Source organism: Comamonas sp. MYb396, from assembly GCF_037479555.1.
Lineage (GTDB): Bacteria > Pseudomonadota > Gammaproteobacteria > Burkholderiales > Burkholderiaceae_C > Comamonas.
In genome coordinates, this window is the sequence record NZ_JBBGYU010000001.1 from 485,376 (window position 1) to 511,214 (window position 25,839).

Genomic DNA, 25,839 nt, shown 5'->3' on the forward strand with positions numbered 1-25,839 from the left:
TTGGCGACCCTACGGGGATTCGAACCCCGGTACTCACCGTGAAAGGGTGATGTCCTAGGCCTCTAGACGATAGGGTCAAAACCTAAGAACCGATTTCTCGCTTCCGATAATCTTTGGTGGAGGTAAACGGGATCGAACCGATGACCTCTTGCATGCCATGCAAGCGCTCTCCCAGCTGAGCTATACCCCCGTATCGGCAAGTTTTACAATTTACTTGTTGCTGCTCACCGAAGACTCGAATTATAGGGCGTATTTCAGCGCTTTTGCAGTCTTTCGATAATTTTTTCACGACCGAGTAATGCAAGCACCGCGTCCACCGAGGGCGTATGGGCTGTGCCGACGGCCAAAACACGCACTGGCATCGCCAGCTGCGGCATCTTGATACCGTGCGCCTTGAGCACCTGCTTGAAGGCGGCGCTGATCGCCTCCTTGCTCCAATCGCCCTCTTGCAGCACCTGCAGCAGCTCGTCGATCACCGGAATGATCTCGGGCGTCACATGGGCGCGGAGGTCTTCCGCGCTGGGCTGCACGTCCTGGTAGAAGACGCTGGCCCATTGCGCCAGGTCCGCCAAGGTGTCGCAGCGGTCCTTGAACAGTGCGCAGATGCGCGGCAGGCGGCCGTCGCCCACGGTGATGCTGTCCAGACCCAGGTTCTTCATGAACGGGGTCAGCATGGCAGCCAGCTCGTCATCGGGCGTCAGCTTCATGTGCTGGGCATTGACCCAGCGCAGCTTGGCCTCGTCGAACTGGCCTGCGCTGCGGCCCAGGTGGTCCAGGTTGAACCACTCCAGAAACTGCTGGCGCGAGAAAATCTCGTCATCGCCGTGGCTCCAGCCCAGGCGCGCGAGGTAGTTCACCATCGCATCGGGCAGGTAGCCTTCATCACGGTACTGGGTGACGGCCTTGGCGCCATTGCGCTTGCTCATCTTCTCGCCCTGCTCATTGAGCACGGTGGGCAGGTGGGCAAACACGGGCACATCGGCGCCCAGCGCTTCAAAGATGTGGATCTGGCGCGGCGTGTTGTTCACATGGTCGTCACCACGGATCACGTGGGTGATCGCCATGTCCATGTCATCGACGCAGACGCAGAAGTTGTAGGTCGGCGTGCCATCAGGGCGGGCAATGACCAGGTCATCGAGCTCGGAGTTCTGGAACTCGATGCGTCCCTTGCACTTGTCTTCCCAGGCCACGACGCCAGTGAGCGGGGTCTTGAAGCGCAGCACGGGCTTGACGCCTTCGGGCACCGGCGGCAGCACCTTGCCTGCTTCGGGGCGCCAGGTGCCGTCGTAACGTGGCTTTTCCTTGTTGGCCATCTGCTTTTCACGCAGCGCGTCCAGCTCTTCCATGCTCATGTAGCAGGGGTAGACGGCGCCCTTTTCTTGCAGCGTGGCCAGCACTTCCTTGTAGCGGTCCATGCGCTGCATCTGGTAGAACGGGCCTTCGTTGGGGTCCAGTTGCAGCCAGGCCATGCCTTCCAGAATTACATCGACGGAGGCCTGGTTGGAGCGCTCCAGGTCGGTGTCTTCGATGCGCAGGATGAAATCGCCCTGGTTGGCGCGTGCAAAGGCCCAGGGGTAGAGGGCCGAGCGGATGTTGCCCAGATGGATAAAGCCGGTAGGCGACGGGGCAAAACGGGTACGTACTTTGGTGCTCATGTCAGGGTATCCAGGCCGCGCAACAGGTCGGCTTTCAAATCATCCAGGTGTTCCAGGCCGACGGAGATGCGGATCAGGCCCTGGCCCACGCCAGCGGACTGGCGCTGCTCTTCAGTCAGGCGGCCGTGCGAAGTGCTGGCCGGGTGGGTGATCGTGGTCTTCACATCCCCCAGATTGGCCGTGATCGAGCACAGCAAGGTGCTGTCAACCACATGGAAGGCATTGGCGCGCAGCTGTTCCGCGCCCTCACCCACCACATCAAAGGCCAGCACGGCGCCGCCCATGCCGTTTTGCTGGCGCATCGCCAGCGCATGCTGCGGGTGGCTTTCCAGGCCAGGATAGTACACCCGGGCCACCTTGGGATGCGACTCCAGCCAGCGTGCCAACTCCAGCGCGGCGGCGCTTTCGGCCTTCACACGCAGGGACAGGGTCTCCATGCCCTTCATCACCACCCAGGCGTTGAAGGGCGAGAGGTTCAGCCCCCCGCTGCGCAAGAAGGTGCCCATGACCTTGTCGACCAGCGCGACGGTGCCGCAGACGGCGCCCGCCATCACGCGGCCCTGTCCATCGAGGAACTTGGTGCCCGAATGCACGACCAGATCGGCGCCGAGCTTGGCCGGTTGCTGCAGCACCGGCGTGGCAAAGCTGTTGTCGACGGCCAGCAAGGCGCCATGCGCATGGGCGATCTCGGCGAGCGCAGCAATGTCGCACAGGTCGGTGAGCGGGTTGGTCGGCGTCTCGGCAAACAGCATGCGCGTGTTGGGCCGGATGGCGGCCTTCCAGGCCTCCACATCGGTTTGCGACACAAAGCTGGTTTCCACGCCAAAGCGCGCCATCTCGGTGCCCAGCAGCTTGATCGTCGAGCCGAACATGGACTGCGAGCAGATCACATGGTCGCCGGTCTTCAGCACGGTCAGGGCCACCAGCAAGATGGCGGACATGCCCGTCGAGGTGGCGATGGCGCACTCGGTGCCCTCCATCGCGGCCAGGCGGCGCTCAAAGCTGGTCACCGTCGGGTTGCCGGTGCGGGTGTAGGTGTAGCCCTCTTCCAGCGCGGCAAAGCGGCGCGCGGCCGTCTCGGCATTGGGCTGCACAAAGCTGCTGGCCAGGTACAGGGCTTCGCTGTGCTCGCCCCATTGGCTGCGCTCCACCGCCTCACGGACCGCCAAGGTATCGGGATGCAGGCCCGGCGGCAATTTCTTATCAGTCATTCTTCTTCCCAAGCAGTACGCAGACCACTATCAAGCCGCATCCGTCACATCTGCGTTGCGCAGTGACAGACGCGAGGTATCGAGATCGTCCTCTTCGGCGGACACACGGCCTTCATTGACCTGCGAGATGCCTTCGGGCGTGATGCCGGTGACATAGACACCGTCAAAGCACGAGGCCTCAAAGCCATGCACGCCGGTGTTCAATTTGCCCACAGCGTTCTTCATGCCGTCGACGTCCTGGTAGATCAGCGCGTCGCAGCCGATGTACTGGCGAATCTCTTCGAGACTGCGGCCATGGGCCACCAGCTCCTTGGCGGTGGGCATGTCGATGCCGTAGACATTGGGGTAACGCACCGGTGGCGCCGCGCTGGCCAGGTAGACCTTGTTGGCGCCAGCGTCGCGCGCCATCTGCACGATTTCCTTGGACGTGGTGCCGCGCACGATGGAGTCATCGACCAGCAGCACATTGCGGCCCTGGAACTCGCTGCCGATGGCATTGAGCTTCTGGCGCACCGATTTCTTGCGTGCGCCCTGGCCCGGCATGATGAAGGTACGGCCCACATAGCGGTTCTTGACGAAGCCTTCGCGGTAGGGCTTGCCCAGCAGCTGGGCCAGTTGCATCGCACTGGGGCGGCTCGATTCGGGGATCGGGATCACCGCATCGATCTCGTTGGGCGGCACCATCGAGATCACGCGCGTGGCCAGCGACTCACCCAGGTTCAGCCGCGCCTGGTAGACCGACATGCCATCGAGCACCGAATCGGGACGGGCCAGGTAGACGAACTCGAAAATGCAGGGGTGCAGGCTGGGGCTTTCGGCGCATTGCTCAAACGTGAGCGAGCCGTCATCGCCGATGAACACCGCTTCGCCCGGTGCAATATCGCGCTCGAGCTGCTGCATCGTGCCTTCGAGCGCCACCGATTCGCTGGCCACCATCACGGTGCCATCGGCACCACGGCCAATGCACAGCGGGCGGATGCCGTTCGGATCGCGGAACGCCACCACACCGTGGCCGGCGATCAGCGCGATCACCGCGTAGGAGCCCTGCACGCGCTTGTGCACCGCGCGGATGGCGTTGAACACATCCTGCTTTTGCAGCGGGATGCCGTGCGTGGCGCGCTCGAGCTCATGGGCGAACACGTTGAGCAGCACTTCCGAGTCGCTCTCGGTGTTGGTGTGGCGGTGGTCGGTGGAGAACAGCTCCTTGCGCAGCTGCACGGCATTGGTCAGGTTGCCGTTGTGCACCAGCACGATGCCAAAAGGCGCATTGACGTAGAAAGGCTGGGCTTCCTCTTCACTGTAGGCATTGCCTGCCGTGGGATAGCGCACCTGACCCAGGCCGACATTGCCCGGCAAAGCCCGCATATTGCGGGTACGGAACACATCCTTGACCATGCCTTTGGCCTTGTGCATGAAGAACTTGCGCCCCTGCTGGGTTGCAATGCCTGCTGCATCCTGTCCACGGTGTTGCAGCAGCAACAGCGCGTCATAGATCAATTGATTGACCGGCGTGCTACTGACGACTCCGACGATTCCACACATATTGAGCGTTCCAAAAACGTTAACGCGGCTCTGCCGCGATGCGTGAACCAGCCTCGGTGAGCTGATCCACCAGTGAAGACCAATGTCTTCCCATTTCTTGCGGCATCCATGGCCGCAACACTGACACTGCCGACACCAGATGCGGTGCGAAGACTGAAGTGTTCCAGATTTGCGATTCCCGCATCGATGTCAGCATAAAAACCAGAGCGATCAACACAAGTAGTAACACCCCACGCAGGGCGCCAAACAGCGCGCCCAGCGTGCGGTCAAAGGGCCGCAAACCCACGATCTGAACCAGTTTGCCGATGATGCGAATCACCAGGCCCAAGGCAAAGATGGCGACAACAAAGACGATCACAAGGCCTGCGGCGATCCGCACACCCTCGTCCATCTCCTGCATCGGCAACCACATGCCGATCTCAGCGCCCCACAGTCGGGCCGCAAAAAAGGCCAGCACCCAGCTGATCAGCGACAGCACCTCGAACACCAGACCGCGCATGGCGCCGATCAGCACCGACCCCAGCAGGATCAAGATAAATACCCAGTCCAGGGCCGACATGTCAATGCTCCGCCCGCAGGGGCCAGGGAGCGCCTGCCAGCGCCCGCACCCGACAATGGGTACATGGCGATGACAAGGCGCGGTAGATAGGTGTCACAACTTCAGGCACATGGCTGCGGCGCCCGTCCTACATCGGCAGCAGCGCAGCGGGCAGGCCCTGGGCGCGCACCTTGGCTGCGGCGCTGTCGGCCTCTTCCTTGCTGTTGAAAGGCCCCACCCGCACACGGATGCGGTTGCCCGACGCCGTCTTGACCGATTGCGTATAGGCCGGGACACCGGCGATCTGCAGCTTGGCACGCACCTCGGCCGCCTTGCTCTCCTCGGCAAACGCACCCACCTGGATCGCATAGCGGCTGGCAGCGGCCGCCGGCTTGGCAGCGGGGGCAGCGGCTGGTGCTGCTGCAGGCGCAGTGGCCGTGCGGCCTTCCATCATCGCGCGGACCCGGTCGGCCTCGTCATCGCGCTTGGGCTTGGCGGGTTCTGCGGGCTTGGGCTTGGGCTCTTCCTTGGGCTTGGCCTCCGGTTTGGGCTCGGGCTTGGGTTCGGGTTTAGGCGCTGGCTTGGGCTCAGGTTTCGGCTCTGGCTTGGCAGCGGGCTCTGGTTTGGCCGCTGGCTCGGGCTTGGCGGTGGGGGTCGCAGGCTTGTCCGCGGGTTTGCTGGCAGCAGCGGTAGCTGCGGCGGCCGCTGCTGCGGTAGCGCCAGCGGCCGCTGGGGCCGTGGCTGCATTGCTTCTTGCGCCAACAATCTCTTCGCCTGCATCCAGGCCATTGTCATTGCCCGAATGGCTGCCGTGCGGCGCTGCGGCGTTGGACGCAGGCGGCACGGCCAGGGCGGCCACGCGCTCGCGGTCCGGGATCTCAATCGAGGCATTGACTGGCACCGGGCGCGGCTGGGTGTCGAACAGCATCGGAAAACCGATGATGGCCGCCAGCACCAGCACGGTGGCACCGATCAGGCGGTGGCGCGCGCGGCGGCGCATGGCATCCACACTCTCGGCAGGATTGCTGCGCGGCGCGCGAATCACGCGCGGGCTCTCCGCTTCCTGTTGCTTTTTACCGGGCCATCGAAGATTGAAAATTGCCATGGACGATTGGAGGTGGAGCTTGAAAACAGGTCGCTGGGAGCGGCCCCATCGTGGGGCTGCTTTTAGTTCAGGTGCTTGGCATCGAGCCGTGGCACACCGTGCTTCAACACCCCGCCCACCGTAAAGAACGAGCCGAAAACGACGATTCTATCAGCGGGCCCTGCCGCTTCGACGGCCGCCTGGAATGCGGCCATCGGGTCCGGGTAACAAGCTGTAGCCACTTCGCGCCGCTGTTCGGACAGCAGGTGCACGGCATTCCATTTGGACTGCAGGTCCACCGCCTTCTCGGCCCGGTCCGTGGGCAGGTCGCAGAAATACCAGCGGTCCACCAGGGGGCCCAGCTTGCGCAGCATCGGCGTCAGGTCCTTGTCGTGCATGGCACCAAAGACGGCATGGGTGGTGGGAAAGTAGCCCATCGCATCCAGGTTGGCCGTCAGTGCGGCAATCGCATGCGGGTTGTGCGCCACATCCAGCACCACCGCCGGCTGGCCAGGCACGATCTGGAAGCGGCCTGGCAGCTCCACCATCGCCAGGCCATTGCGCACGGCCTGGGCCGTGACCGGCAGCACCTGGCGCAAGGCCTCGTAGGCGGCCAGCACGCCAGACGCATTGACCAGCTGGTTGGCACCGCGCAGCGCCGGGTAGGCCATGCCGGCATAGCGCCGGCCGCGCCCTGCCCAGCTCCACTGCTGCTTGTCGCCTTCATAGTTGAAATCGCGGCCAAAGCGCCACAGGTCGGCGCCAATGCTCTGCGCGTAATCGATCACGCTTTGCGGCGGCACCGGGTCGCTGACAACGGCCGGTTTTCCCGGGCGCATGATGCCGGCCTTTTCCCGGCCGATCGATTCGCGGTCCGGGCCCAGCAGGTCCATATGGTCCAGGTCGATGCTGGTGATGACCGCGCAGTCCGTGTCGATGATATTGGTGGCGTCCAGCCGGCCGCCCAGGCCCACTTCCAGAATCGCCACATCCAGCCTGGCCTGGCTCAACAGGCGCAGGATCGCCAAGGTGGTGAACTCGAAATAGCTGAGCGAAATCTCGGGCGCCTGCAGGCGGGCTGCTTCCACCGCTTCGAAATGCGGCAGCAGATCGGCGGCCGAGACAATCTCGCCATGCACGCGGCAGCGCTCTTCAAAATGCACCAGGTGGGGCGAGGTGAACACCCCGGGGCGGTAGCCAGCTTCCAGCGCCACGGCCTCCAGCATGGCGCAGGTCGAACCCTTGCCATTGGTGCCCGCCACCGTGATCACCGGGCAGGCAAAGCGCAGCGCCAGGCGCTCGGCCACGGCCTTGACGCGGGTCAGCCCCATGTCAATGGTTTTGGGATGAATCTGCTCGCAGTGGGCGAGCCACTGCTCCAAGGTATCGAAACGGGTTTGCATGGGGTCAGATTGTCGCGTAATTGCGGCTGTGTCATCATTGCTGTCCATGAGTAACCACACCATCGCCGTCTACGGCATCCCCAACTGCAGCACCGTCAAAAAAGCCCGCACCTGGCTGGAGGCGCAGGGCGTCGACCACCAATTCCATGATTTCAAGAAAGCGGGTGTGCCCGCCAGCCATCTGACCGACTGGATCGCCAAGGCCAGCTGGGAAAAGCTGGTCAACCGCCAAGGCACCACCTGGCGCAAGCTGGATCCCAACGTGCAACAAGCCGTGACGGACGCCGACAGCGCCAGCGCGCTGATGATTGCCAACCCCAGCGTGATCAAGCGCCCGGTGGTCGAATGGTCCGATGGCTCCGTCACCGTGGGCTTTGATGAAGCGGTTTGGAACAGCAAGATCGCCTGAGCGGATACGGCTGGGCGGTGTTGACCGGTGCTTTACGCTGCGACATGGCATAGATACACGCCAGCGGCAGCATGGGTGCATGCTGAACTTTATGCTTTGAGCAAAGTCTTAGATATTTGTGCAGGCGGTGTAAAGCGTGTCGCCCAGTCTCGGTACTGGCGCGTTGAGCACCAGCAACTTATCGCTTTTTTGGAGGCATTCATGCCACATCTGCCCTCAGCCCGCCTGATCGTGCTGGCTGCGCTGTCCACCTTGGCGGCAGCCAGCCCCTCGGTCTGGGCCCAAAATTATTCGCCCTCGTCCGATCCCTTCTTGCCGCAGCAAGCGCCTGGCGCGCAGCCGCCTCTGCCTGCGGGCGAGCAACCCTATGGCCGGGTGCTGTCGGTCACGCCGGCCTACCGCCAGGTGAACACGCCGCAAACCGTCTGCAATGACCAGCAGGTGTATGCCGGCCAGCGCACCTCCGGCGTGGGCGCGATTACCGGCGCCGTGGTCGGCGGCTTGCTCGGCAATGGCATTGGCCATGGGTTTGGCCGCGCAGCGGCCACCGGCGCTGGCGTCATTGCCGGGTCGGCCATTGGCAACCAGCTCGAAGGCGGCACCCCCAGCTACCAGACGGTGCGGCAATGCGCCAACCAGTACACCACGCAAAACCAGCCCGATGGCTACAACGTGGAGTATGAATACGCGGGCCGCCGCTACAGCACCCGCACGGCCACGGCGCCGGGCGAATGGCTGCCGCTGAGCGTGCAGCCTGCCGCTTCGGCCTACGACAACCCTGCTGCGCAGGACTATGCCTACACGGCACCGGAGCCCGGCGTTGTCGTCAGCAGCCAGCCGGTCTACCAGCAGCCCGTCTATATGGCGCCGCCCCCGGTCTATGTCGCGCCGGCGCCTGTGTACTATGCGCCGCCGCCCGTCATGCTGCAGCCCTCGGTGCAGATTGGCGTGGGCGGTTACTGGGGCGGCCACCGCGGCCACTGGCGTTAAGCCAAAGAGCGACGCGCCATTGCGGTGGCGCGTCCCGGCCAGGTGTGGCCCAGCCAGGTGTGGCCCGGCCACCAGCAGCAGTACTCCGGTACTGCTGCTTTTTTATGCCTGCCATGCCGCTCAACTGCCCCACCATGTTCCAGAGACGGGCAAAGGCCTCGCCTACAATGGTGGTTTTCCTCCTTTTACCTGTTGTCTTCCATGATCACTGAGAGCATCGACGGCGTACGCCTCACCACCAAGGCCAATGTTTATTTTGATGGCAAGTGCGTCAGCCACAGCTACCAGCTGGCTGACGGCACCAAGCAATCGGTTGGTGTGGTACTTGCAGCCACCTTGACCTTTGGCACGGCCGCCGCCGAGATCATGGAGTGCGTTGCCGGCGCCTGCGAGTACAAGCTTGACGGCAGCGACGAATGGAAAAAGTCCGGCCCTGGCGACAAGTTCAGCGTTCCGGCCAACAGCAAGTTCGATATCCGCGTGGCCGAGGCCTACCACTACATCTGCCACTACGCCTGATTTTTGGGACCTGCGCCGGGCCAGCTGGCGCATACCTCCCGCTGCACAAAGCTGCTCGGGCCGATCGCTGAACCAGCCCACACCCGACAGCACCGCAGCAGCGCCTGTTTTTAGAGAAAAGCCACACCATGGAAACCATCCTGCAACATGTTCCCGTCGGCCAGAAGGTCGGCATCGCCTTCTCCGGCGGCCTCGACACCAGCGCAGCCCTGCGTTGGATGAAGAACAAGGGCGCGCTGCCCTACGCCTACACGGCCAACCTGGGCCAGCCCGATGAGTCCGATTACGACGAGATCCCGCGCAAGGCCATGGAATACGGTGCCGAGAAGGCCCGCCTGATCGACTGCCGCAGCCAGCTGGCCAACGAAGGTATTGCCGCCATCCAGGCCGGCGCCTTCCACATCTCCACCGGTGGCATCACCTACTTCAACACCACGCCGCTGGGCCGCGCCGTGACCGGCACCATGCTGGTGGCCGCAATGAAGGAAGACGACGTCAACATCTGGGGCGATGGCTCGACCTTCAAGGGCAATGACATCGAGCGTTTCTACCGCTACGGCCTCTTGACCAACCCTGCGCTGAAGATCTACAAGCCCTGGCTGGACCAGACCTTCATCGACGAGCTGGGCGGCCGCGCCGAGATGTCAGCCTTCATGACCAAGGAAGGTTTTGGCTACAAGATGAGCGCGGAGAAGGCCTACTCGACCGACTCCAACATGCTGGGTGCCACCCACGAAGCCAAGGACCTGGAGTTCTTGAACAGCGGCATCCGCATCGTCAACCCCATCATGGGCGTGGCGTTCTGGAAGCCCGAGGTCGACGTCAAGGCCGAGGAAGTCTCCGTCACCTTTGAAGAAGGCCGCCCTGTGGCCCTGAACGGCCAGCGCATCGAAGACCCGGTCGCCTTCTTCCTGGAAGCCAACCGCATCGGCGGCCGCCACGGCCTGGGCATGAGCGACCAGATCGAGAACCGCATCATCGAAGCCAAGAGCCGCGGCATCTACGAAGCCCCCGGCATGGCGCTGCTGCACATCGCCTACGAGCGCCTGGTGACCGGCATCCACAACGAAGACACCATCGAGCAGTACCGCATCAACGGTCTGCGCCTGGGCCGTCTGCTGTACCAAGGCCGCTGGTTTGACCCACAGGCCATCATGCTGCGCGAAACCGCCCAGCGCTGGGTGGCCCGTGCCATCACCGGCACCGTGACCCTGGAGCTGCGCCGTGGCAACGACTACTCGCTCTTGAACACCGAATCGGCCAACCTGACCTACAAGCCCGAGCGCCTGTCGATGGAAAAGGTGGAAGACGCGCCATTCAGCCCCGCCGACCGCATTGGCCAGCTGACCATGCGCAACCTGGACCTGATGGACACCCGCGACAAGCTGGCCATCTACACCCAGACCGGCCTGCTGACCGCCAGCGGCAGCCACGCGCTGCCCCAGTTGGGCAACGACAAGAAGTAATTCCCCAGCGGAATCCTTCCACTCAGCAAAACCGCTGTGTGCCTGCCAAGGCCACGGCGGTTTTTTTATCGTCTGAATACGCTGGGGAAGAACGGTGCTCAGGCCTCGGCCACCAGGTAGACCTTCTTCACAAAGCTGTCCACCTCCCAGTGGCCGGTCCAGCCCTCGGGCATGATGAAATGGTCGCCCACGCCAAAACGGTGCACGGTGCCATCGGGGTCGACCAGGCGGCAGTCGCCTTCGACAATGACGCAAAACTCGATATAGCCCTGCACATTGGAGCTGAAGTGGCCGGCGGTGGACTGCCAGGTGCCCGAGCTCACCTTGCCGCCCAGACCCTCGAACACATTCATGGTCTGGTACTCGGTATCGCCGCTGATCGGGCGGCTGGGCTTGCCGATGACGGGATTGACCAGGGTCTTGGCGGGCCAATGGATGATGGAGATCTTGGGGGCAGCGGGCGTGGCAGAGGTGGCAGCGGCGGCAGTGGACATGGCAGTGATCAATAAGCGTTGCAAATGCGCAAGCAGCGATTATCTGGCAGCGCTGGTGCGCTGCGCCTCAGCGCTGGGACGAAAAGCCAAAGAAAAGGCGGCACCGATGGTGCCGCCTTGCTGCATCTGCTGCGCCTGCAGGCCGTCTCGCCTGCAGCGCATACAGGCGTCGCAGATCAGTGGAACTGCTCTTCCTCGGTCGAGCCGGTCAGCGCCTTGACGCTGGACGAGCCGCCCTGGATCACCGTGGTCACATCGTCGAAGTAGCCTGCGCCCACTTCCTGCTGGTGCGAGACAAAGGTGTAGCCTTGCTCGCGGGCAGCGAATTCGGGCTCCTGGATCATCTCCACATAGTGCTTCATGCCTTCGCCACGGGCATAGGCGTGGGCAAACTTGAAGGTGTTGTACCAGTTGCTGTGGATACCGGCCAAGGTGATGAACTGGTACTTGTAGCCCAGCGCCGCCAGCTCGTCCTGGAACTTGGCAATCGTCGCGTCGTCGAGGTTCTTCTTCCAGTTGAACGATGGCGAGCAGTTGTAGCTCAGCAGCTTGCCGGGGCTGGAGGCATGCACGGCCTGGGCAAATTCGCGGGCAAAGCCCAGGTCCGGCGTGCCGGTCTCGCACCACACCAGATCGGCATAGGGCGCGTAGGCCACGCCACGGCTGATCGCCTGCTCCAGACCGTTCTTGACGCGGTAGAAGCCTTCTTGCGTGCGCTCGCCCACCAGGAAAGGCTTGTCATTGGCGTCGTGGTCGCTGGTGATCAGGTTGGCCGCTTCGGCATCGGTGCGGGCCAGCACGATGGTGGGCACACCCATCACGTCGGCGGCAAAACGCGCAGCGATCAGCTTCTCGCAGGCTTCATGCGTGGGCACCAGCACCTTGCCGCCCATGTGGCCGCACTTCTTGACGGCAGCGAGCTGGTCTTCAAAGTGCACGCCGGCAGCGCCCGAGGCAATCATGTTCTTCATCAGCTCGAAGGCATTGAGCACGCCGCCAAAGCCCGCTTCGGCATCGGCCACGATCGGCAGGAAGTAGTCGATGAACTCCTTGTCGCCCGGGTTCACGCCCTTGGCCCACTGGATCTCGTCAGCGCGCTTGAAGGTGTTGTTGATGCGGCGCACCATGGTGGGCACCGAGTCATAGGCGTAGAGCGACTGGTCGGGGTACATGGTCTCCGAGGTATTGCCGTCCGCTGCCACCTGCCAGCCCGACAGGTAGACCGCTTCCAGACCCGCCTTGGCCTGCTGCATGGCCTGGCCTGCGGTGATCGCGCCAAAGGCATTCACATAGCCCTTCTTGGCACCGCCATTGATCTTGTCCCACAGCACCTGGGCGCCGCGCTGGGCCAAGGTGTACTCCGGCTGCACGCTGCCGCGCAGACGCACCACGTCCGCAGCCGAGTAGCCGCGCTTGACGCCCTTCCAGCGGGGGTTTTGCGCCCAATCCAATTCAAGGGCGGCAATTTGCTGTTCGCGGCTGAGTTGCTGGTTCAGTTTCTGAGACATGGGGAACTCCTGTGGTCAAGTGGGTTGAACTAACGGATTGAAAACTGGTGGACAGATACCGTCTGTCCATGGCTCATACTGTACGCCTGCCCCGCCGCATATTTTCGTCTTATGTCTTATATAAGACTAATTTTTAATCATTAAAAATCAACATGCTATTAATACTATTTCGCATTGAGAAATGCGATTTCTCGTATTGAGAAATATTGACGCACTGCAATATCAGCATATTTCACAATATGAGAATCCGTTTTCAGAACCACTGCTGTCCAGGCTGCAGCAGCGCTGCCTGCCAGAGGCTGGCCAATTGCGGCATGATGCGCATGGCCCATTGTGCAAAGCGGATATGACAGCTTGCTTGCGCCTGGCCCCGCCTGCCCCGATCGCCCCGCTCCCCTTTTAGTCTTTGCACCCATGCGCATCCATAGCAAGCCCTTGGCTTATTTCTACCTGGCACTCAGCATGTCGCTGGTGGGCGCCTATGTCGCGCTCTCCAAGCCGCTGGCCGCCACTTTTCCGGTCTTGCTGCTGGCCTGGCTGCGTTTTGGCATTGGCGGGGTGGCCATGCTCGGCTGGCTCAAACGCCCGGCCCATGAGGCGCCATTGCCCGCCAAGGCCAAGGGGCTGCTGTTTCTCGAATCCTTTTTTGGCAACTTTCTCTTTACGCTGTGCATGATCACCGGCGTGTCGATGACCAGTGCCGTCACCGCCAGTGTCACGATGGCGACGATCCCGGCAGCCATTGCGCTGCTCAGCTGGCTGGTGCTCAAGGAGCGCATCAGCGGGCGCGTGATGGTCGCCATCAGCCTGGCCGTGCTGGGCATTGTGCTGCTGGCCTTGGCCAAGCCCGCTGCCGGCGCACATGCGGGCGCGGCTGCAGCCTCTACCGCCGACGCAGACCCCGGCAAGCACTGGCTCGGACAGCTGCTCTTGGTGGGCGCGGTGTTGTGCGAGGCCTGCTACGCCGTCATCGGCAAAAAGCTCACCAGCAGCCTGAGCCCCAAGCGCATTGCGGCGCTGATCAACCTCTGGGGCTTTATGCTGACCCTGCCTTTTGGCCTGTACCTGGCCTGGCATTTTGACTTTGGCCAGGTGGGCACCGCCACCTGGCTGCTGCTGGTCGGCTATGCGTTGGCGGCCTGCATGGTCACGGTCTGGCTGTGGATGACCGGGCTGCAGGTCGTGCCCGCCTCGCAAAGCGCAGTGTTCACGGTGATGCTGCCGCTGTCCACCGCGCTGGTGGGTGTGGTGTTTCTGGGCGAAACACTGGGCGGCCTGCAGATGCTGGCCTTTGCGATTGCCGTCTCCAGCCTGGCACTGACCACGTTGCCAATGCCCCTGCGTGGCAGAGGGCAGACAGTTTTGCAACGCGACCCCGATTGACACCGCCTTGGGAGCCAGTACCATGCTCCGAGGGGAAAAGGCCCCAATCTGACAAGAATCAACGCCCTAAGCTGCTTGTTGATAGCTTTGATCCATCAACAAAGGTTAGCAAAGCTAAAACAAGCAACATTTCGAGGCAAAAAAATGCGGCGCTCCCTTGGAAAGCGGTTTTTTTGCCGTTAGCATGGCCGTAACCAGCGGAGGGAAACTCTGGCTGGCGATAGAGATATTGACACAAGGAAACCAAAACATGGCAACCGCATCTAAGACCGCAGCGCCTGCAAAGAAGCGCACCCCCAACGCAGCCTTCATGAAGCCGCTGACCCCAAGCCCAGAACTGGGCGCTGTTGTGGGCACCGCTCCACTGCCACGCACGGAAATCATCAGCAAGCTGTGGGTCTACATCAAGGCCCACAACCTGCAAGACGCCGCCAACAAGCGCATGATCAACGCCGATGACAAGCTCAAGAAGGTGTTTGGCAAGCCCCAGGTGTCGATGTTCGAGATGGCTGGCCTGATCGGCAAGCACGTCAAGTAAGTCCTGCCGACCTTGCGCAGCGCAGTCCTTTGCGCTGCCGTCCAAAAACCAGCATCAGGCATGCTGGTTTTTTTACGCCTGCTCTTCACAGGCAGGCGCCGTCCCTCCAAGCGCTGCGCCAGCACGCCATGGCCTTTATCGATGGATGGCAAGGGCCGTGCAAAGCGTGCAAGGAGACCTTTCCTTGGGCAGCGATGGACGCCATTTCTGCCCACATTCACCCTCCTCATGCAGCATTCAACCGCCCTTTGCGCAATCACGCGGCCCGGCAGATCTGTGTGAAGCCGCCAAGGCCTGCTATTTTTTGTGTAAGCATGCTTCCAACAGCTGATTGCACAGACTATTGATTTATAACAATAAATACTAACAATCTGGTCCAGATACACAGGCTATCGCCTAGCTATGGGCCACAGCACCCCTATTGCGCTCAGGAGATTATTGCGAATGCGACAAATTCTTATTTATAATTCCCTTCAGTTATTCACTAGCCAGCCACCACGCTGTTCATCTGACCATGATCGTTTGTGTTTGCCGCCGAGTCTCGGACAAAGAGATCGCTCGCCACGCGCATGCGGGTATGTCGTTCGATGAGATCCAGTTCGAACTGGGTGTTGGACTGCAATGCGGCTGCTGCGAAGGTTGCGCCCGCGATGTGGTCGAGCAATGCAGCGCGTCGCGTCCGGTTGCTGCCTTGCGCAATGAAGCAGCAGTGCACCCGGTCCAGCTTGCCACCACCATCATGGAAAGCAAAGCATGGAACTCTTCGCCGCTGTCCTCGGTAGCCTGATTCTGGTCGCTGCCTCTCTCTGGTGGGTCTTTCAGAAATAAGCCACCAACGCATTGATATGCCGTGCTGCGGCTTCAGGCTGCAGCATTTTTTATTGCCCTTATGCTCTCACCAGACCCTTACAGCCCCTCCAAAAAAATGGGGCGCAATATCGTGGTTACGGGTTCGGTGCTGGCAGCGCACGTCGCAGGTCTTTGGGCCTTGCAGGCGGGCCTGCTCAAAAGTGCAGCAGTCGAGATGCCCAAGCCCGAACCGGTCATGGTGCAGCTGATTGCGCCCGAGCCGATGCCCGTGGTTGCGCCGCCCCCGCCTCCGACTCCCAAGCCGCCACCGCCCGCACCGACGCCGCCGCCAAAGCCCACGCCCAAGCCCGTCCCCAAACCTGCGCCCAAGCCCCAGGCGATCAAGGACCCGACGCCTGCGCCCAACGCAGTGACCGGCACCACCGAGGCCCAGCCACCGGCACCGCCCATCGAGGCGCCGCCGCCCGCTCCGCCGTCTCCTCCACCGGCTCCGCCCGCACCGCCAGCGCCTCCACCGCCACCGGTGATCCAGCTGCCGTCGAGCAATGCCGCCTACCTGAACAACCCCGCTCCGCAGTACCCGGCCATCAGCCGCCGTATGGGCGAGACCGGGACCACCATCGTGCGCGCCTACATCGACGAAGAAGGCAAGCCCCAGGAGCTGCAGCTCAAGAAGTCCAGTGGCTATGACCGTCTGGACCAGGCCGCCATGGATACGGTGCGCAAATGGCGCTTCAAGGCAGGCACCTCCAACGGAACTCCCCGGCCCATGTGGGTCAACGTGCCCATCAAGTGGGAACTCAATTAAATCGAACGGAAATAGGATCAGTTATGGACTCGCAATTCGGCATCGCCCACGTCTGGGCTCAGGGAGATTTCGTGACCAAGACGGTCGCAGTCATTCTGGTGGCCATGTCTCTCGCTTCCTGGATCGTGATCGTCATCAAGGCGCTCGACATCATGCGTTTCAAGAAGTACGCCCGCAATGCCCAGGACTTCTGGCACAGCGCTGACTTCGCAGCCGGCCTGAGCAAGCTGGGCGAGCAAGGCGACAACCCGTTCCGCCAGTTGGCCATCGAAGGCCGCGAAGCCACCGCCCACCACCGCAAGACGGCCGAGCACCTGCATGACTCGCTGGACGTCAGCGACTGGATCACGCGCTGCCTGCGCAATGGCATCGATGAGTTCACCGCGCGCGCCCAATCGGGTCTGGCCGTGCTCGCATCGGTGGGCTCCACCGCCCCCTTCATCGGCCTGTTCGGCACCGTCTGGGGCATCTACCACGCGCTGGTGGCCATCGGCATGTCGGGCCAGTCCTCGATCGACAAGGTCGCCGGCCCCATCGGTGAAGCGCTGATCATGACCGCCTTGGGTCTGGCTGTGGCCATCCCTGCCGTGCTGGGCTACAACGCGCTGGTGCGTGGCAACAAGTCGGTGCTCAACCGCCTCAACAGCTTTGCCCATGACCTGCATGCCTTCTTCGTGACCGGCACCCGTCTGAATGTGGACTCCAGCAAGCCCGGCGCCGTGGTCACGCCGCTCAAGAAAGGTGCCTGATCATGGCTTTTGGAACGCAAGACGATGCCGATGAGGTCATGAACGAGATCAACATGACGCCCTTGGTCGACGTCATGTTGGTGCTGCTCATCATCTTCATCATCACCGTACCGGTGATGAAGCACTCGGTCAACATCGACCTGCCGCGTGCCGTCAACACGCCGGAAGACGCCAAGCCCGACACCATCCAGCTGGCCATCCTGCCCGATGGCACCTACAACTGGAACGGCAAGGCCGTGACCGACGCCGAGCTGGAATCCAATATGCAGACCGAGGCCAGCAAGGAGCCCCAGCCCGAGCTGCACATCCGCGGTGCCCGCGATGTGAAGTACGAGAAAGTGGCCCAGGCCATGGCTGCCGCCCAGCGCAGCAACCTGAAGAAGATCGGCTTCATCACCGACCAGGTGGGCGAGTAAACCGCCCACCCTCCCGGCAAGGGCTCCAGCAGGAGCCCTTTTTTCATGGCGGATGCAGACCGGATCAGGTTTACCCGCAGTGACGCCCAAGCGACGCCAGCCGCCCGCCTGCCCTGCCTAAACTGGGCCGCAGGACAAGCGCCGTGGCGACCTGTACTGGCCGAAGCAGCGGCGGGCAAACCGACCATCACCAGCGCCTCCCCCAACTATCACTAGATTGAGGAGACACCGATTGATGAAGACGTCCCGCACCCAGCCATCCCTATTCCCAAAACCTTTGCGCCGGCGCCAGGTGCTGCGCCTAGCGCTGGCCAACGCAGCCGCTGCCAGTGGCCTGCCGCTCGCCACGGTCGCGCGCGCAGCCAGCGACAAGGCCAGCTTCCCGACCAAGCCCCTGCGCGTGATCGTTCCGTTTGCCCCAGGTGGCGCCACCGATGTGCTGGCGCGCAGCGTCAGCGACCGGCTGGGCCAGCAAATGGGCCAACCGGCCATCGTCGACAACCGCCCCGGCGCGGCGGGCCTGCTCGCCTGTGATGCCGTGGCCAAGGCAGCGGCCGATGGCCATACCTTGACCCTGGGGACGACCAGCACGATGCTGTCGAACCAGTTCATGTTCAAGAAAATGGCCTATGACCCGCAAAAGGACATGGTGCCGGTGGTGCGCATCTGCTGGGCGCCGATTGTGCTGGTGACCAACAGTCAGCTGCCCGCGCGCAATCTGCAAGAGCTCATCGCCTACATCAGCGCCAACAAGGGCAAACTCTCCTACGGCAGCTATGGCATTGGCTCGCAAGGCCATCTGGTGCTGGCGAGTCTGAGCAACATGACGGGCGCCGACATGAGCCACATCGCCTACAAGGGCGAGGCGCCGATGGTGCAAGACCTCGTGGGCGGCCAGCTGATGATGGGCATCGGCAGCATCCTCTCGCTCAAGCAGCATATCGACAGCGGCAAGCTGCGTGCCATCAGCTTCACCGGCCCCAACCGCGTGCCCGCGCTGCCCGACGTGCCCACCTTTGCCGAACAAGGCCACAAGCAAGACGCGTTCACGATCTCCGGCTGGCTGGGCATGGCGGCCACTGGCGGCACGCCGGCGCCCGTGCTCGAGCAGCTCGGCGCCGAAGTGCGCAAGGCCCTGCAGACGCGCGATGTCAATGCCCGCGTGCTGGTGGCCGGCTTTGTGCCTTTGACCGATGACAGCCCGGCGCGCTTTCAGGACGACTGGAAGCGTGAGCTGCCGATCTGGAAAAAGCTGCTGGCCGATGCCGGTGTGCAGCCGACCTGAGCGCCTGTTGGCGCCTCGTCATGCCTGCTGGCACCTTGATAGGCACCTCGATTAGCACCTGGATTCGCGCCGCAAAGGCCGCACCAGCCTGCCCCCGCCACGGTCGCCCACGCCGCGACCGTGGCTTTTTGCCTTTTACCGTGGCAAATTTCAAATAAACACTGGACTTCACGAATACGAATCGTTATCATTTGCTTCAGTTTTATCCCTGTGAGCACTGCCATGCAAACCATCGCCCTACCCGCCACCCCGCTTGCCGCTGCCAGCAAGAGTGCCAGCGCGTCCCAAGGCCATGCCACGCAATCGGCCGCGCTGGAGAGCAGTGAGCTGCTCCAAGGCGCCAAAGCGGTATCCATCGTGCACAACGGCGCCATCTACCGTTTGCAGACCACCAAGCTGGGCAAGCTGATCCTGACCAAGTAAGCAAGCCCGGTACCGGATTGCTTCCCCCTCCCCCAAAGGCCGGGGCAAGCGCCCAGCTTCGTGCACAGCAAAAAGCCAACTCCTGGAAGTTGGCTTTTTTATGCGCGCCGGGTTTGCGATGCAGGAGGCTCACTACACACCCAGCGGCAAATCCGCGTGCTTGAGCGTGCGCAGCACAAAGCTTGACTGGCTGTGGCGTATGCCCTTGATCTTGTAGAGCTTCTCACGCAGCAGGCGCTCGTAGTCGCGGGTGTCCTTGACGACCACGCGCAGCAGGTAGTCGTACTCGCCGGAGACCAGGTGCGCCTCCACCACCTCGGGGATGGTGGCCAGCAGCTCGCCAAACTTTTCCAAGGTGTTGTCGCTGTGGCTGTCGAGGGTCACCATCACCAGCACCGTATCGCCCAGGCCCAGCGCCTGGGGCGACAGCCGCACCGAATAGCCCTGGATCACGCCGGCCTCTTCCATCTTCTTGATGCGGCCCCAGCAGGGCGAGGCGCTCAAGCCCACCGCCTGGCCAATCTCCTGCAGGCTGGCGCGGCTGTTGTGTTGCAGCTGGCGGAGTATTTTGCGGTCCAACGTATCGAGAAGCATGATTTTCTGCAGCAGTCAAGAATTTAGAATATTTTTCTATATTAATGGCATAAACCCAGAAAAACAAAATATTTTTTGGTGCACAGACCTGCATACTTTCTGCATCGAAACACTTTTACCGAAGTCTCTTTCTGGCAGAGCCTGCTTACCGGCAGCCCCTCTCTCCACCAGCCCCCAGGCGGTTACCGCTGCCATGGGGGCTGTTGCATTGCGGCGCAACTGGCGCCTTCTGCAAACGCCGCTGCTATCGTCTGAACGCGGTCCCAGCAGATCCACATCCATGCCACTTGGCAACGGTGACGCAGAGGCCCCCTCGCTCGCTTCTTATGTAACAAAACTATTGCATTTGCGTCCCCGTTTCCCTGCGCAGCTTGCGCCTGTGCCATGGCATAGTGGCGCCCTGGAACAACGACAACAGACCGCCCTCTATGCGCCTAAGAGTTTGGAGATCAGCGCATACGAACGGTCAATAAGCAGCTATGTTTAAGCGACTCAACGAACTGTCTGAAAGCCATGGCGCCTTGCGCGCGGGCCGGGGCATGGTGGCCGGCGTCATTGCGCTGATCTTGGCAGCACTGTGCTTTTTGGGCGTGCTGGCCTTTCACTTCCCGCAGTACCTCACCACGCCTGAGCTGCGCCGCAGCTACAACGTCGATGTGATGCGCCAGCTGCTGTTCTGGAGCATGGTGATTGCCGGGGGCCTGTCGGTCGCGCTGATCGTGCTGGGCCGGGTGCGCTGGCTGGCCGCCTCGGCTTTTGGCCTGGTGGTGCTGTCGGCGCTCTTGGGCGGCCACAAGGTGCCCGTGGGCAGCTTTGCCACCAACACGCCCTATATCGGCCTGGACTGGTTCATTCTGGACCTGCTGGGCAGCGCGCTGATCTTCATCTTCATCGAAAAGCTGTTTGCGCTGCGCAAGGACCAGCCCGTCTTCCGCCCCGAGTGGCAAACCGATTTCCACCACTTTCTGGTCAACCACATGGTGGTCGGCTTTGTGCTGCTGGCCACCAACCTGATGGTGCACCAGTTCTTTGGCTGGGCCGCCCATGACGGCATCCGGGGCTGGGTCGCCAATCTGAACTTCTGGGTTGCGCTGTTCCTGATCATCCTGGTGGCCGATCTGGTGCAGTACTGGACGCACCGCGCCTACCATGAGGTGCCCTTGCTCTGGCGCATCCACGCGGTGCACCACAGCGTCAAAAGCATGGACTGGCTGGCCGGCTCGCGCCAGCACATTCTGGAGCTGCTGATCACCCGCACCCTGGTGCTCGCGCCCATCTATGTGCTGGGCTTTAGCAAGGAGGTGATCGATGCCTACATCATCATCGTCGGCTTCCAGGCGGTGTTCAACCACGCCAATGTCAGCGTGCGGCTGGGCCCGCTGCGCTATATCATCGTCACGCCCAACTTCCACCACTGGCACCACAGCCAGGATGCCGAGGCGCTGGACAAGAACTACGCCGCCCATTTCGCCTTTTTGGACTATGTGTTTGGCACCGCCGTCAAGAGCGATAAAGTCTGGCCTACCGATTACGGCGTGCTCGGCGACTATGTGCCCAACGGCTTTTTCAAGCAGCTGAAGTTTCCCTTCACCTGGAAGGGCTGAGCACGGCCCGCTGCGCTTGGACGCCCGACCCCTTTGCCTCCATCACCCATGTCATTTCCTCCCGATTTTCGCGCCCAGGCCATGGTGCTGGCCGCCGGCCGGGGCGAGCGCATGCGCCCGCTGACCGACCACAGGCCCAAGCCCCTGCTCCCCGTGCAAGGCAAGCCGCTGATGCAGTACAGCATGGAGCAGCTCGCCCGCGCCGGCGTGCAACGCCTGGTCATCAACACCGGCTGGCTGGGCCAGCAGGTGGCCGATGCCTGGCCCGCCGCCCCCGCTGAGGCGCAGCTAGGTGCAGAACGGCTGCAGATTGCCTACTCCCGCGAGGATCTGGATTTTGGTGGCGGCATCGAGACCAGCGGCGGCATCAGCCGCGCGCTGCCGCTGCTCGACGATGCCTTCTGGCTGGTCTCGGGCGATGTCTTTATCCCCGGCTTCCCCTTTGACGAGGCCCTGCGCCAGCGCTTTGCGCACAGCGATGACCTGGCCCATCTGTGGCTGGTGCCCAATGCGCCCCACCACCCCCAGGGCGACTTTGTGCTGACAGCCGAGGGCCGGGCCGAGAACCCCGCTGCAGGCGACCCGCGCCCGCGCCTGACCTACTGCTCGGTGGCGCTGCTGAAAAAAGCCCTGTTCAGCGCGCCCTACTGCGATATCCCTGCCGGCAATCCGCAGGGCACCAAGATGCCGCTGGTGCAGCAGTTGCGCGCAGCGATGCAGGCGGGCCGCTGCAGTGCCAGCCGCTACGACGGCACCTGGGTGGATGTGGGCACGGTGGAGCGCCTGCAGGCGCTCAACCCCTGAGCCGCCCAAGCAGCACCAGGGTCCAGATCGGCCCCGATGCGATGCCCTGGCAGGGTTGCGGGAATTGCGGCAAAGCCTACCACTCTGTCCACACGGAGACAGAGGCGACGACATTTACCGGCCAGATTAATCGCCCACCTTGTTTATTTATCAATCACTTAGATATAAATCCACCAATAACGGCAAGGCCCAGACGTTCGACATCATAAAAACCCCAATACCGAATAGCCCCGGCTTGCCCACAATGCAAAGCGCGTGCGGGCATCCGCAGGCTCCTACAAAACCATTCGGCACAGCCGGGGAGACACGTCATGCAGATGAAAAAATTGGCCTGGGGTATCGGTATCGCAATGGGTCTGATGGCCGCAGGCCCCGCATTGGCGCAGACGACGATGCGCATCAGCATCTCGGTGGCCCAGAACTCGCACCAGGGTGTGGCCATCGATACCTTTGCCAAGGAAGTGGAGCAGCGCACCGGTGGCCGTTACAAGGTGCAGACCTTCTACAACGGCGCGCTGGGCGGTGAGCGCGAGTCGATCGAAGCGGTGCAGCTGGGCACGCAGGAGCTGGCCTTCAGCTCCAGCGGCCCGGTGCCCAATTTTGTGCCCGAGACCAAGATCCTCGACGTGCCCTTCCTGTTCCGCGACAAGGCCCATGCCCGCGCGGTGCTCGACGGCCCCATCGGCAACGAGCTGCTGGCCAAGTTCGACAGCAAGGGCTTCAAGGCCCTGGCCTGGGCCGAGAACGGCTTTCGCCACATGACCAACTCCAAGCGCGCGATCAACAGCCCCGACGACACCAAGGGCCTGAAGATGCGCACGATGGAGAACCCGGTCCACATCCAGGCTTACAAGGCGCTGGGCATCATCACCACGCCGATGGCCTTCCCCGAGGTGTTCACCGCACTGCAGCAGGGCACGGTCGATGGCCAGGAGAACCCGCTGCCGGTCATCACCTCGGCCAAGTTTGACCAGGTGCAAAAGCACCTGAGCCTCACCGGCCATGTCTACTCGCCCTGCATCCTGGTGATGAACAAGGCCGCCTACGATAAGCTCAGCGCCGACGACAAGACTGCCTTTGTGCAAGCCGCCCAGGCTGCCACCAAGGCCAACCGCGCCCGTGTGGACCTAGACGACACCAACGGCGTGGCCGAGCTGCGCGCCAAGGGCATGCAGGTGGTCGAGAACGTCGACAAAGCCAAGTTTGTCGCCACCTTGACAAAGACCAATGCCGACTTCGAAAAGCAGTTCGGCAAGGCTAACCTCGACCGCATCCGCAACTTCCAATAAGCCCTGCGCTGGGACAGGTGCCTGCACCTCTCCATCGCAGCGCCTCCCTTGGTCCCCCCACCGCTGCTGACGCCCGCAAGGCGCCAGCAGTTGCTGTGTCAACTCGCGCAAGGAGGGTGGCGCCAGGCGGCTTTGCATGCGCCTGCCCACCCCGGTCACCATGAAAAACGCTTTTCTTGCTTTTGAGCGCTGGACATCAGGCATCGCCATGGCTGGCGCCTGCCTGATGCTGGCCATCGCATCCACGCTGGGCATGTTCCAGATCATCACCCGCTTTGTGCTCGAAGAGCCCGCCGAATGGACCGAAGTGCTGATCCGCTTCAGCCTGATCTGGATGGTGTTTCTCGCGATCCCGATGGCCTTTCGCCAAGGCGCGATGGTCAGCGTCGATGTCTTGAAGCGCTGGGCACCACCGGCGATGCGCCGCGTGCTCAGCGGCTTGGTCTGCATCGCCACCTTGGCGCTGCTGGCCGTGCTGATCTGGTGGGGCTGGGACTATGCGCGCCGAGGCGGCGTGCAAACCATGGCCGGTCTCGAATCGCTGTCCATGTTCTGGGCCTACCTGGCTGTGCCGGTCGGCGCGCTGTTTGCCGTGCTCGGCGTCATCGGCAACCTGCTCGAACCCCAAAATACCGAACTGGAGAACGCGCAATGACCGCCGTGATGCTTACCACCATGGTGCTGTGCTTTGCACTCACCGTCTCCGTGGCCGTCTCCATCGGCCTGGCCGCCATCCTGGGCATCCAGGTCAGCAATGCCAACATGCTTATCTCCGTCAAGGAGATGTTTGGCGCGATCAACAAATTCCCGCTGGCTGCGATCCCGTTCTTTATTCTGGCCGGCAACCTGATGGAGACCGGTGGCATCTCGCGCCGGCTGGTGGAGTTTGCCAAGAGCATTGTCGGCGGCATCCAGGGCGGCCTGCCGATGACCTGCGTGCTCACCTGCATGATCTTTGCTGCCGTCTCGGGCTCCTCGGTCGCCACTACCTTTGCGATTGGCGCCATCCTGATCCCCGCGCTGATCAAGCACGGCTACCCCAAGACCTATGCCGCCGCGCTGCAAGCCACCAGTGCCGAGCTGGGGGTGATCATCCCGCCATCGATTCCGATGATTCTCTATGGCGTGAGCGCCGAGGTGTCCATCGGTGAGCTGTTCATCGCCGGCTTTGGACCCGGGCTGCTGATCAGCGCCGCACTGATGTTCTTTGTCTGGGCCTATTGCAAATACAAGGGCTGGGGCAAGAACGATGGCGAGGGCCGGCTGGGCTTTGGCAAGGCTACGCTGCAGGCGGGCTGGGCGCTGTTGATGCCGGTGATCATTCTGGGCGGCATCTATGGCGGTATCTTCACCCCCACCGAGGCCTCGGCCGTGGCCGTGTTCTATGCGCTGGTCGTGGGCATGCTGATCTACCGCGAAATCAAGATCCGCGACCTGTATGCGATCTTCCGCAAATCGGCGATCTCCTCGTCGATCATCATGTTCATCATCGCCAATGCCGGCCTGTTCGCGTTCCTGATCACCCGCGCCGGTGTGCCCGATGCGATTGGCCGCTGGCTCGAAGAGGTGCTGCAAAGCCCGGCCATGTTCCTGCTGGGCGTGAACGCGGCGTTGTTCATCATCGGCATGTTCATCGAGACCAGTGCCGCCATCATCGTGCTGGCCCCGATCCTGGCACCCGTGGCCATGCACTTTGGCATCGACCCGGTGCACTTTGGCCTCATCATGGTGGTGAACCTGGCGCTGGGCATGATCACGCCGCCCTTTGGTGTCAACCTGTTTGCCGCCTGCACGGTGGCCCGAATATCACTGGACCAGATCATCAAACACCTGCTGCCCTTTGTCGGGGTGATCTTGCTGTGTCTGATGGTGATTACCTATGTGCCGGGCATCTCGCTGGCCCTGCGCGACTTGGTCTACCGCTGATCTGGCCCGCTTGCATCGCTGAGCCACCGCCCGCCGGTGGCTTTTTTGTGTGTTGGCCGACCCTTTTGCAGGCGCAAGCGGCCAGTTGCCGCTAAAATCGCCGCAGTCAGGAGAGAGTCGCCCCCGTTGGACCCCAACGCGCAGCGCGGCCGCCGAAGGCGCAGGCTACTGCAGATGCAGCTGCTGAACGCTCAGGCAAAAGGACTGGCCCCGCCGCGCAGCTTATGCCTGCCGGCGTTCCCAGCTGGAGAGAGGTGGCGCCTGGACGCCATCCACCGAAGGAGCAAGCCCCCAGGCCTCAAGGCGGCGGGTGAATCTCTCAGGTAAAGCGGACAGCAGGGCAAACAGCGTGCAACCGGCAACGGCTGCATGCCTTGTTATTTGCCCTGGA

The 25,839-nt window shown here is 62.4% G+C and carries 26 protein-coding genes, 2 tRNA genes and 2 riboswitches; of the genes, 17 read left to right on the forward strand and 11 right to left on the reverse strand.

Features of this window, described 5'->3' with window-relative positions; all coding sequences use genetic code 11:
* Position 1: 1 nt before the first annotated feature.
* From WH265_RS02340 to folC, 8 genes are all read right to left on the reverse strand, one after another.
* Positions 2-77: transfer RNA gene (locus WH265_RS02340), tRNA-Glu, on the reverse strand.
* Between the two features lie 37 nt (positions 78-114).
* Positions 115-190, reverse strand: a tRNA-Ala gene (locus WH265_RS02345).
* Between the two features lie 64 nt (positions 191-254).
* On the reverse strand, positions 255-1,655 hold the full coding sequence (gltX, locus tag WH265_RS02350; RefSeq protein WP_339557203.1) for a glutamate--tRNA ligase: 1,401 nt from the start codon (positions 1,653-1,655) through the stop codon (positions 255-257).
* Positions 1,652-2,866: an O-succinylhomoserine sulfhydrylase gene (locus tag WH265_RS02355; protein WP_312986398.1), complete on the reverse strand. Its 1,215-nt coding sequence runs from the start codon at positions 2,864-2,866 to the stop codon at positions 1,652-1,654. Before WH265_RS02355 ends, gltX begins: the two co-directional genes overlap by 4 nt.
* 30 nt (positions 2,867-2,896) lie before the next feature.
* On the reverse strand, positions 2,897-4,408 hold the full coding sequence (gene purF / locus WH265_RS02360; RefSeq protein ID WP_021028623.1) for an amidophosphoribosyltransferase: 1,512 nt from the start codon (positions 4,406-4,408) through the stop codon (positions 2,897-2,899).
* Between the two features lie 19 nt (positions 4,409-4,427).
* Positions 4,428-4,967 carry a CvpA family protein gene (locus WH265_RS02365; RefSeq protein ID WP_021028622.1) on the reverse strand — a complete coding sequence of 180 codons (540 nt, stop codon included), beginning with the start codon at positions 4,965-4,967 and terminating at the stop codon, positions 4,428-4,430.
* A gap of 127 nt (positions 4,968-5,094) precedes the next feature.
* The gene (locus WH265_RS02370) at positions 5,095-6,051 is read right to left on the reverse strand and encodes an SPOR domain-containing protein (RefSeq protein WP_339557204.1); all 957 of its coding nucleotides are present in this window, start codon (positions 6,049-6,051) and stop codon (positions 5,095-5,097) included.
* A 62-nt stretch (positions 6,052-6,113) separates the two neighbouring features.
* Positions 6,114-7,433: a bifunctional tetrahydrofolate synthase/dihydrofolate synthase gene (folC, locus tag WH265_RS02375; RefSeq protein WP_339557205.1), complete on the reverse strand. Its 1,320-nt coding sequence runs from the start codon at positions 7,431-7,433 to the stop codon at positions 6,114-6,116.
* Between the two features lie 46 nt (positions 7,434-7,479).
* Here folC and WH265_RS02380 point away from each other — a divergent pair, with 46 nt between their 5' ends.
* From WH265_RS02380 to argG, 4 genes are all read left to right on the forward strand, one after another.
* Positions 7,480-7,842, forward strand: a complete 363-nt coding sequence (locus WH265_RS02380; RefSeq protein ID WP_339557206.1) for an ArsC family reductase — start codon at positions 7,480-7,482, stop codon at positions 7,840-7,842.
* A 201-nt stretch (positions 7,843-8,043) separates the two neighbouring features.
* Complete coding sequence (locus tag WH265_RS02385) at positions 8,044-8,832, forward strand: glycine zipper 2TM domain-containing protein (RefSeq protein WP_339557207.1); 789 nt, start codon at positions 8,044-8,046, stop codon at positions 8,830-8,832.
* A 201-nt stretch (positions 8,833-9,033) separates the two neighbouring features.
* Positions 9,034-9,351, forward strand: coding sequence for a pyrimidine/purine nucleoside phosphorylase (gene ppnP, locus WH265_RS02390; RefSeq protein ID WP_021028618.1), 318 nt, complete (start codon positions 9,034-9,036; stop codon positions 9,349-9,351).
* A gap of 128 nt (positions 9,352-9,479) precedes the next feature.
* Positions 9,480-10,817, forward strand: coding sequence for an argininosuccinate synthase (gene argG, locus WH265_RS02395; RefSeq protein WP_021028617.1), 1,338 nt, complete (start codon positions 9,480-9,482; stop codon positions 10,815-10,817).
* A 98-nt stretch (positions 10,818-10,915) separates the two neighbouring features.
* Here argG and WH265_RS02400 read toward each other — a convergent pair whose 3' ends face one another.
* On the reverse strand, positions 10,916-11,311 hold the full coding sequence (locus tag WH265_RS02400) for a cupin domain-containing protein (protein ID WP_339536506.1): 396 nt from the start codon (positions 11,309-11,311) through the stop codon (positions 10,916-10,918).
* Between the two features lie 176 nt (positions 11,312-11,487).
* Complete coding sequence (aceA, locus tag WH265_RS02405) at positions 11,488-12,819, reverse strand: isocitrate lyase (protein WP_021028615.1); 1,332 nt, start codon at positions 12,817-12,819, stop codon at positions 11,488-11,490.
* A gap of 414 nt (positions 12,820-13,233) precedes the next feature.
* Between aceA and WH265_RS02410 the strand changes: the two genes are divergently transcribed.
* The 8 genes from WH265_RS02410 (at position 13,234) to hemP (ending at position 19,231) form a co-directional block, all read left to right on the forward strand.
* Positions 13,234-14,202 (forward strand): DMT family transporter, encoded by a 969-nt coding sequence (locus WH265_RS02410; RefSeq protein WP_339557208.1) that lies wholly within the window; start codon positions 13,234-13,236, stop codon positions 14,200-14,202.
* Between the two features lie 250 nt (positions 14,203-14,452).
* On the forward strand, positions 14,453-14,740 hold the full coding sequence (locus WH265_RS02415; protein ID WP_021028612.1) for an SWIB/MDM2 domain-containing protein: 288 nt from the start codon (positions 14,453-14,455) through the stop codon (positions 14,738-14,740).
* Positions 14,741-15,254: 514 nt separating this feature from the next.
* A complete protein-coding gene (locus WH265_RS02420) occupies positions 15,255-15,527 on the forward strand; it encodes a (2Fe-2S)-binding protein (RefSeq protein ID WP_021028611.1) in 273 nt (90 codons plus the stop codon).
* Between the two features lie 102 nt (positions 15,528-15,629).
* Entirely contained in the window at positions 15,630-16,358 is a 729-nt protein-coding gene (locus WH265_RS02425; RefSeq protein ID WP_312986414.1) for an energy transducer TonB, read from the forward strand.
* A 23-nt stretch (positions 16,359-16,381) separates the two neighbouring features.
* Positions 16,382-17,107: a MotA/TolQ/ExbB proton channel family protein gene (locus tag WH265_RS02430; protein ID WP_021028610.1), complete on the forward strand. Its 726-nt coding sequence runs from the start codon at positions 16,382-16,384 to the stop codon at positions 17,105-17,107.
* 2 nt (positions 17,108-17,109) lie between these two features.
* On the forward strand, positions 17,110-17,523 hold the full coding sequence (locus WH265_RS02435) for an ExbD/TolR family protein (protein ID WP_339557209.1): 414 nt from the start codon (positions 17,110-17,112) through the stop codon (positions 17,521-17,523).
* 235 nt (positions 17,524-17,758) lie between these two features.
* Complete coding sequence (locus WH265_RS02440; RefSeq protein ID WP_339557210.1) at positions 17,759-18,808, forward strand: Bug family tripartite tricarboxylate transporter substrate binding protein; 1,050 nt, start codon at positions 17,759-17,761, stop codon at positions 18,806-18,808.
* A gap of 222 nt (positions 18,809-19,030) precedes the next feature.
* Positions 19,031-19,231 carry a hemin uptake protein HemP gene (gene hemP / locus WH265_RS02445; protein ID WP_021028607.1) on the forward strand — a complete coding sequence of 67 codons (201 nt, stop codon included), beginning with the start codon at positions 19,031-19,033 and terminating at the stop codon, positions 19,229-19,231.
* A gap of 132 nt (positions 19,232-19,363) precedes the next feature.
* Here hemP and WH265_RS02450 read toward each other — a convergent pair whose 3' ends face one another.
* Entirely contained in the window at positions 19,364-19,825 is a 462-nt protein-coding gene (locus tag WH265_RS02450; RefSeq protein ID WP_043341700.1) for an Lrp/AsnC family transcriptional regulator, read from the reverse strand.
* A gap of 479 nt (positions 19,826-20,304) precedes the next feature.
* Between WH265_RS02450 and WH265_RS02455 the strand changes: the two genes are divergently transcribed.
* The 5 genes from WH265_RS02455 (at position 20,305) to WH265_RS02475 (ending at position 25,448) form a co-directional block, all read left to right on the forward strand.
* Complete coding sequence (locus tag WH265_RS02455) at positions 20,305-21,429, forward strand: sterol desaturase family protein (RefSeq protein ID WP_021028605.1); 1,125 nt, start codon at positions 20,305-20,307, stop codon at positions 21,427-21,429.
* A 48-nt stretch (positions 21,430-21,477) separates the two neighbouring features.
* A complete protein-coding gene (locus WH265_RS02460) occupies positions 21,478-22,233 on the forward strand; it encodes a nucleotidyltransferase family protein (protein ID WP_339557211.1) in 756 nt (251 codons plus the stop codon).
* Between the two features lie 311 nt (positions 22,234-22,544).
* Positions 22,545-23,522 carry a TRAP transporter substrate-binding protein gene (locus tag WH265_RS02465; RefSeq protein ID WP_339557212.1) on the forward strand — a complete coding sequence of 326 codons (978 nt, stop codon included), beginning with the start codon at positions 22,545-22,547 and terminating at the stop codon, positions 23,520-23,522.
* Positions 23,523-23,682: 160 nt separating this feature from the next.
* Entirely contained in the window at positions 23,683-24,177 is a 495-nt protein-coding gene (locus WH265_RS02470) for a TRAP transporter small permease (RefSeq protein ID WP_027011305.1), read from the forward strand.
* On the forward strand, positions 24,174-25,448 hold the full coding sequence (locus tag WH265_RS02475) for a TRAP transporter large permease (protein WP_339557213.1): 1,275 nt from the start codon (positions 24,174-24,176) through the stop codon (positions 25,446-25,448). The genes WH265_RS02470 and WH265_RS02475 overlap by 4 nt, the downstream gene beginning before the upstream one ends.
* A 97-nt stretch (positions 25,449-25,545) precedes the next feature.
* Positions 25,546-25,665: riboswitch (glycine riboswitch) on the forward strand.
* Positions 25,666-25,682: 17 nt separating this feature from the next.
* Positions 25,683-25,794, forward strand: a riboswitch (glycine riboswitch).
* Positions 25,795-25,839: the final 45 nt, after the last annotated feature.

Coding starts and splice junctions, on each gene's coding strand:
- gltX (WP_339557203.1), bottom strand. CDS start 1,655: ATGAGCACCAAAGTACGTACCCGTTTTGCCCCGTCGCCTACCGGCTTT.
- WH265_RS02355 (WP_312986398.1), bottom strand. CDS start 2,866: ATGACTGATAAGAAATTGCCGCCGGGCCTGCATCCCGATACCTTGGCG.
- purF (WP_021028623.1), bottom strand. CDS start 4,408: ATGTGTGGAATCGTCGGAGTCGTCAGTAGCACGCCGGTCAATCAATTG.
- WH265_RS02365 (WP_021028622.1), bottom strand. CDS start 4,967: ATGTCGGCCCTGGACTGGGTATTTATCTTGATCCTGCTGGGGTCGGTG.
- WH265_RS02370 (WP_339557204.1), bottom strand. CDS start 6,051: ATGGCAATTTTCAATCTTCGATGGCCCGGTAAAAAGCAACAGGAAGCG.
- folC (WP_339557205.1), bottom strand. CDS start 7,433: ATGCAAACCCGTTTCGATACCTTGGAGCAGTGGCTCGCCCACTGCGAG.
- WH265_RS02380 (WP_339557206.1), top strand. CDS start 7,480: ATGAGTAACCACACCATCGCCGTCTACGGCATCCCCAACTGCAGCACC.
- WH265_RS02385 (WP_339557207.1), top strand. CDS start 8,044: ATGCCACATCTGCCCTCAGCCCGCCTGATCGTGCTGGCTGCGCTGTCC.
- ppnP (WP_021028618.1), top strand. CDS start 9,034: ATGATCACTGAGAGCATCGACGGCGTACGCCTCACCACCAAGGCCAAT.
- argG (WP_021028617.1), top strand. CDS start 9,480: ATGGAAACCATCCTGCAACATGTTCCCGTCGGCCAGAAGGTCGGCATC.
- WH265_RS02400 (WP_339536506.1), bottom strand. CDS start 11,311: ATGTCCACTGCCGCCGCTGCCACCTCTGCCACGCCCGCTGCCCCCAAG.
- aceA (WP_021028615.1), bottom strand. CDS start 12,819: ATGTCTCAGAAACTGAACCAGCAACTCAGCCGCGAACAGCAAATTGCC.
- WH265_RS02410 (WP_339557208.1), top strand. CDS start 13,234: ATGCGCATCCATAGCAAGCCCTTGGCTTATTTCTACCTGGCACTCAGC.
- WH265_RS02415 (WP_021028612.1), top strand. CDS start 14,453: ATGGCAACCGCATCTAAGACCGCAGCGCCTGCAAAGAAGCGCACCCCC.
- WH265_RS02420 (WP_021028611.1), top strand. CDS start 15,255: ATGATCGTTTGTGTTTGCCGCCGAGTCTCGGACAAAGAGATCGCTCGC.
- WH265_RS02425 (WP_312986414.1), top strand. CDS start 15,630: ATGCTCTCACCAGACCCTTACAGCCCCTCCAAAAAAATGGGGCGCAAT.
- WH265_RS02430 (WP_021028610.1), top strand. CDS start 16,382: ATGGACTCGCAATTCGGCATCGCCCACGTCTGGGCTCAGGGAGATTTC.
- WH265_RS02435 (WP_339557209.1), top strand. CDS start 17,110: ATGGCTTTTGGAACGCAAGACGATGCCGATGAGGTCATGAACGAGATC.
- WH265_RS02440 (WP_339557210.1), top strand. CDS start 17,759: ATGAAGACGTCCCGCACCCAGCCATCCCTATTCCCAAAACCTTTGCGC.
- hemP (WP_021028607.1), top strand. CDS start 19,031: ATGCAAACCATCGCCCTACCCGCCACCCCGCTTGCCGCTGCCAGCAAG.
- WH265_RS02450 (WP_043341700.1), bottom strand. CDS start 19,825: ATGCTTCTCGATACGTTGGACCGCAAAATACTCCGCCAGCTGCAACAC.
- WH265_RS02455 (WP_021028605.1), top strand. CDS start 20,305: ATGTTTAAGCGACTCAACGAACTGTCTGAAAGCCATGGCGCCTTGCGC.
- WH265_RS02460 (WP_339557211.1), top strand. CDS start 21,478: ATGTCATTTCCTCCCGATTTTCGCGCCCAGGCCATGGTGCTGGCCGCC.
- WH265_RS02465 (WP_339557212.1), top strand. CDS start 22,545: ATGCAGATGAAAAAATTGGCCTGGGGTATCGGTATCGCAATGGGTCTG.
- WH265_RS02470 (WP_027011305.1), top strand. CDS start 23,683: ATGAAAAACGCTTTTCTTGCTTTTGAGCGCTGGACATCAGGCATCGCC.
- WH265_RS02475 (WP_339557213.1), top strand. CDS start 24,174: ATGACCGCCGTGATGCTTACCACCATGGTGCTGTGCTTTGCACTCACC.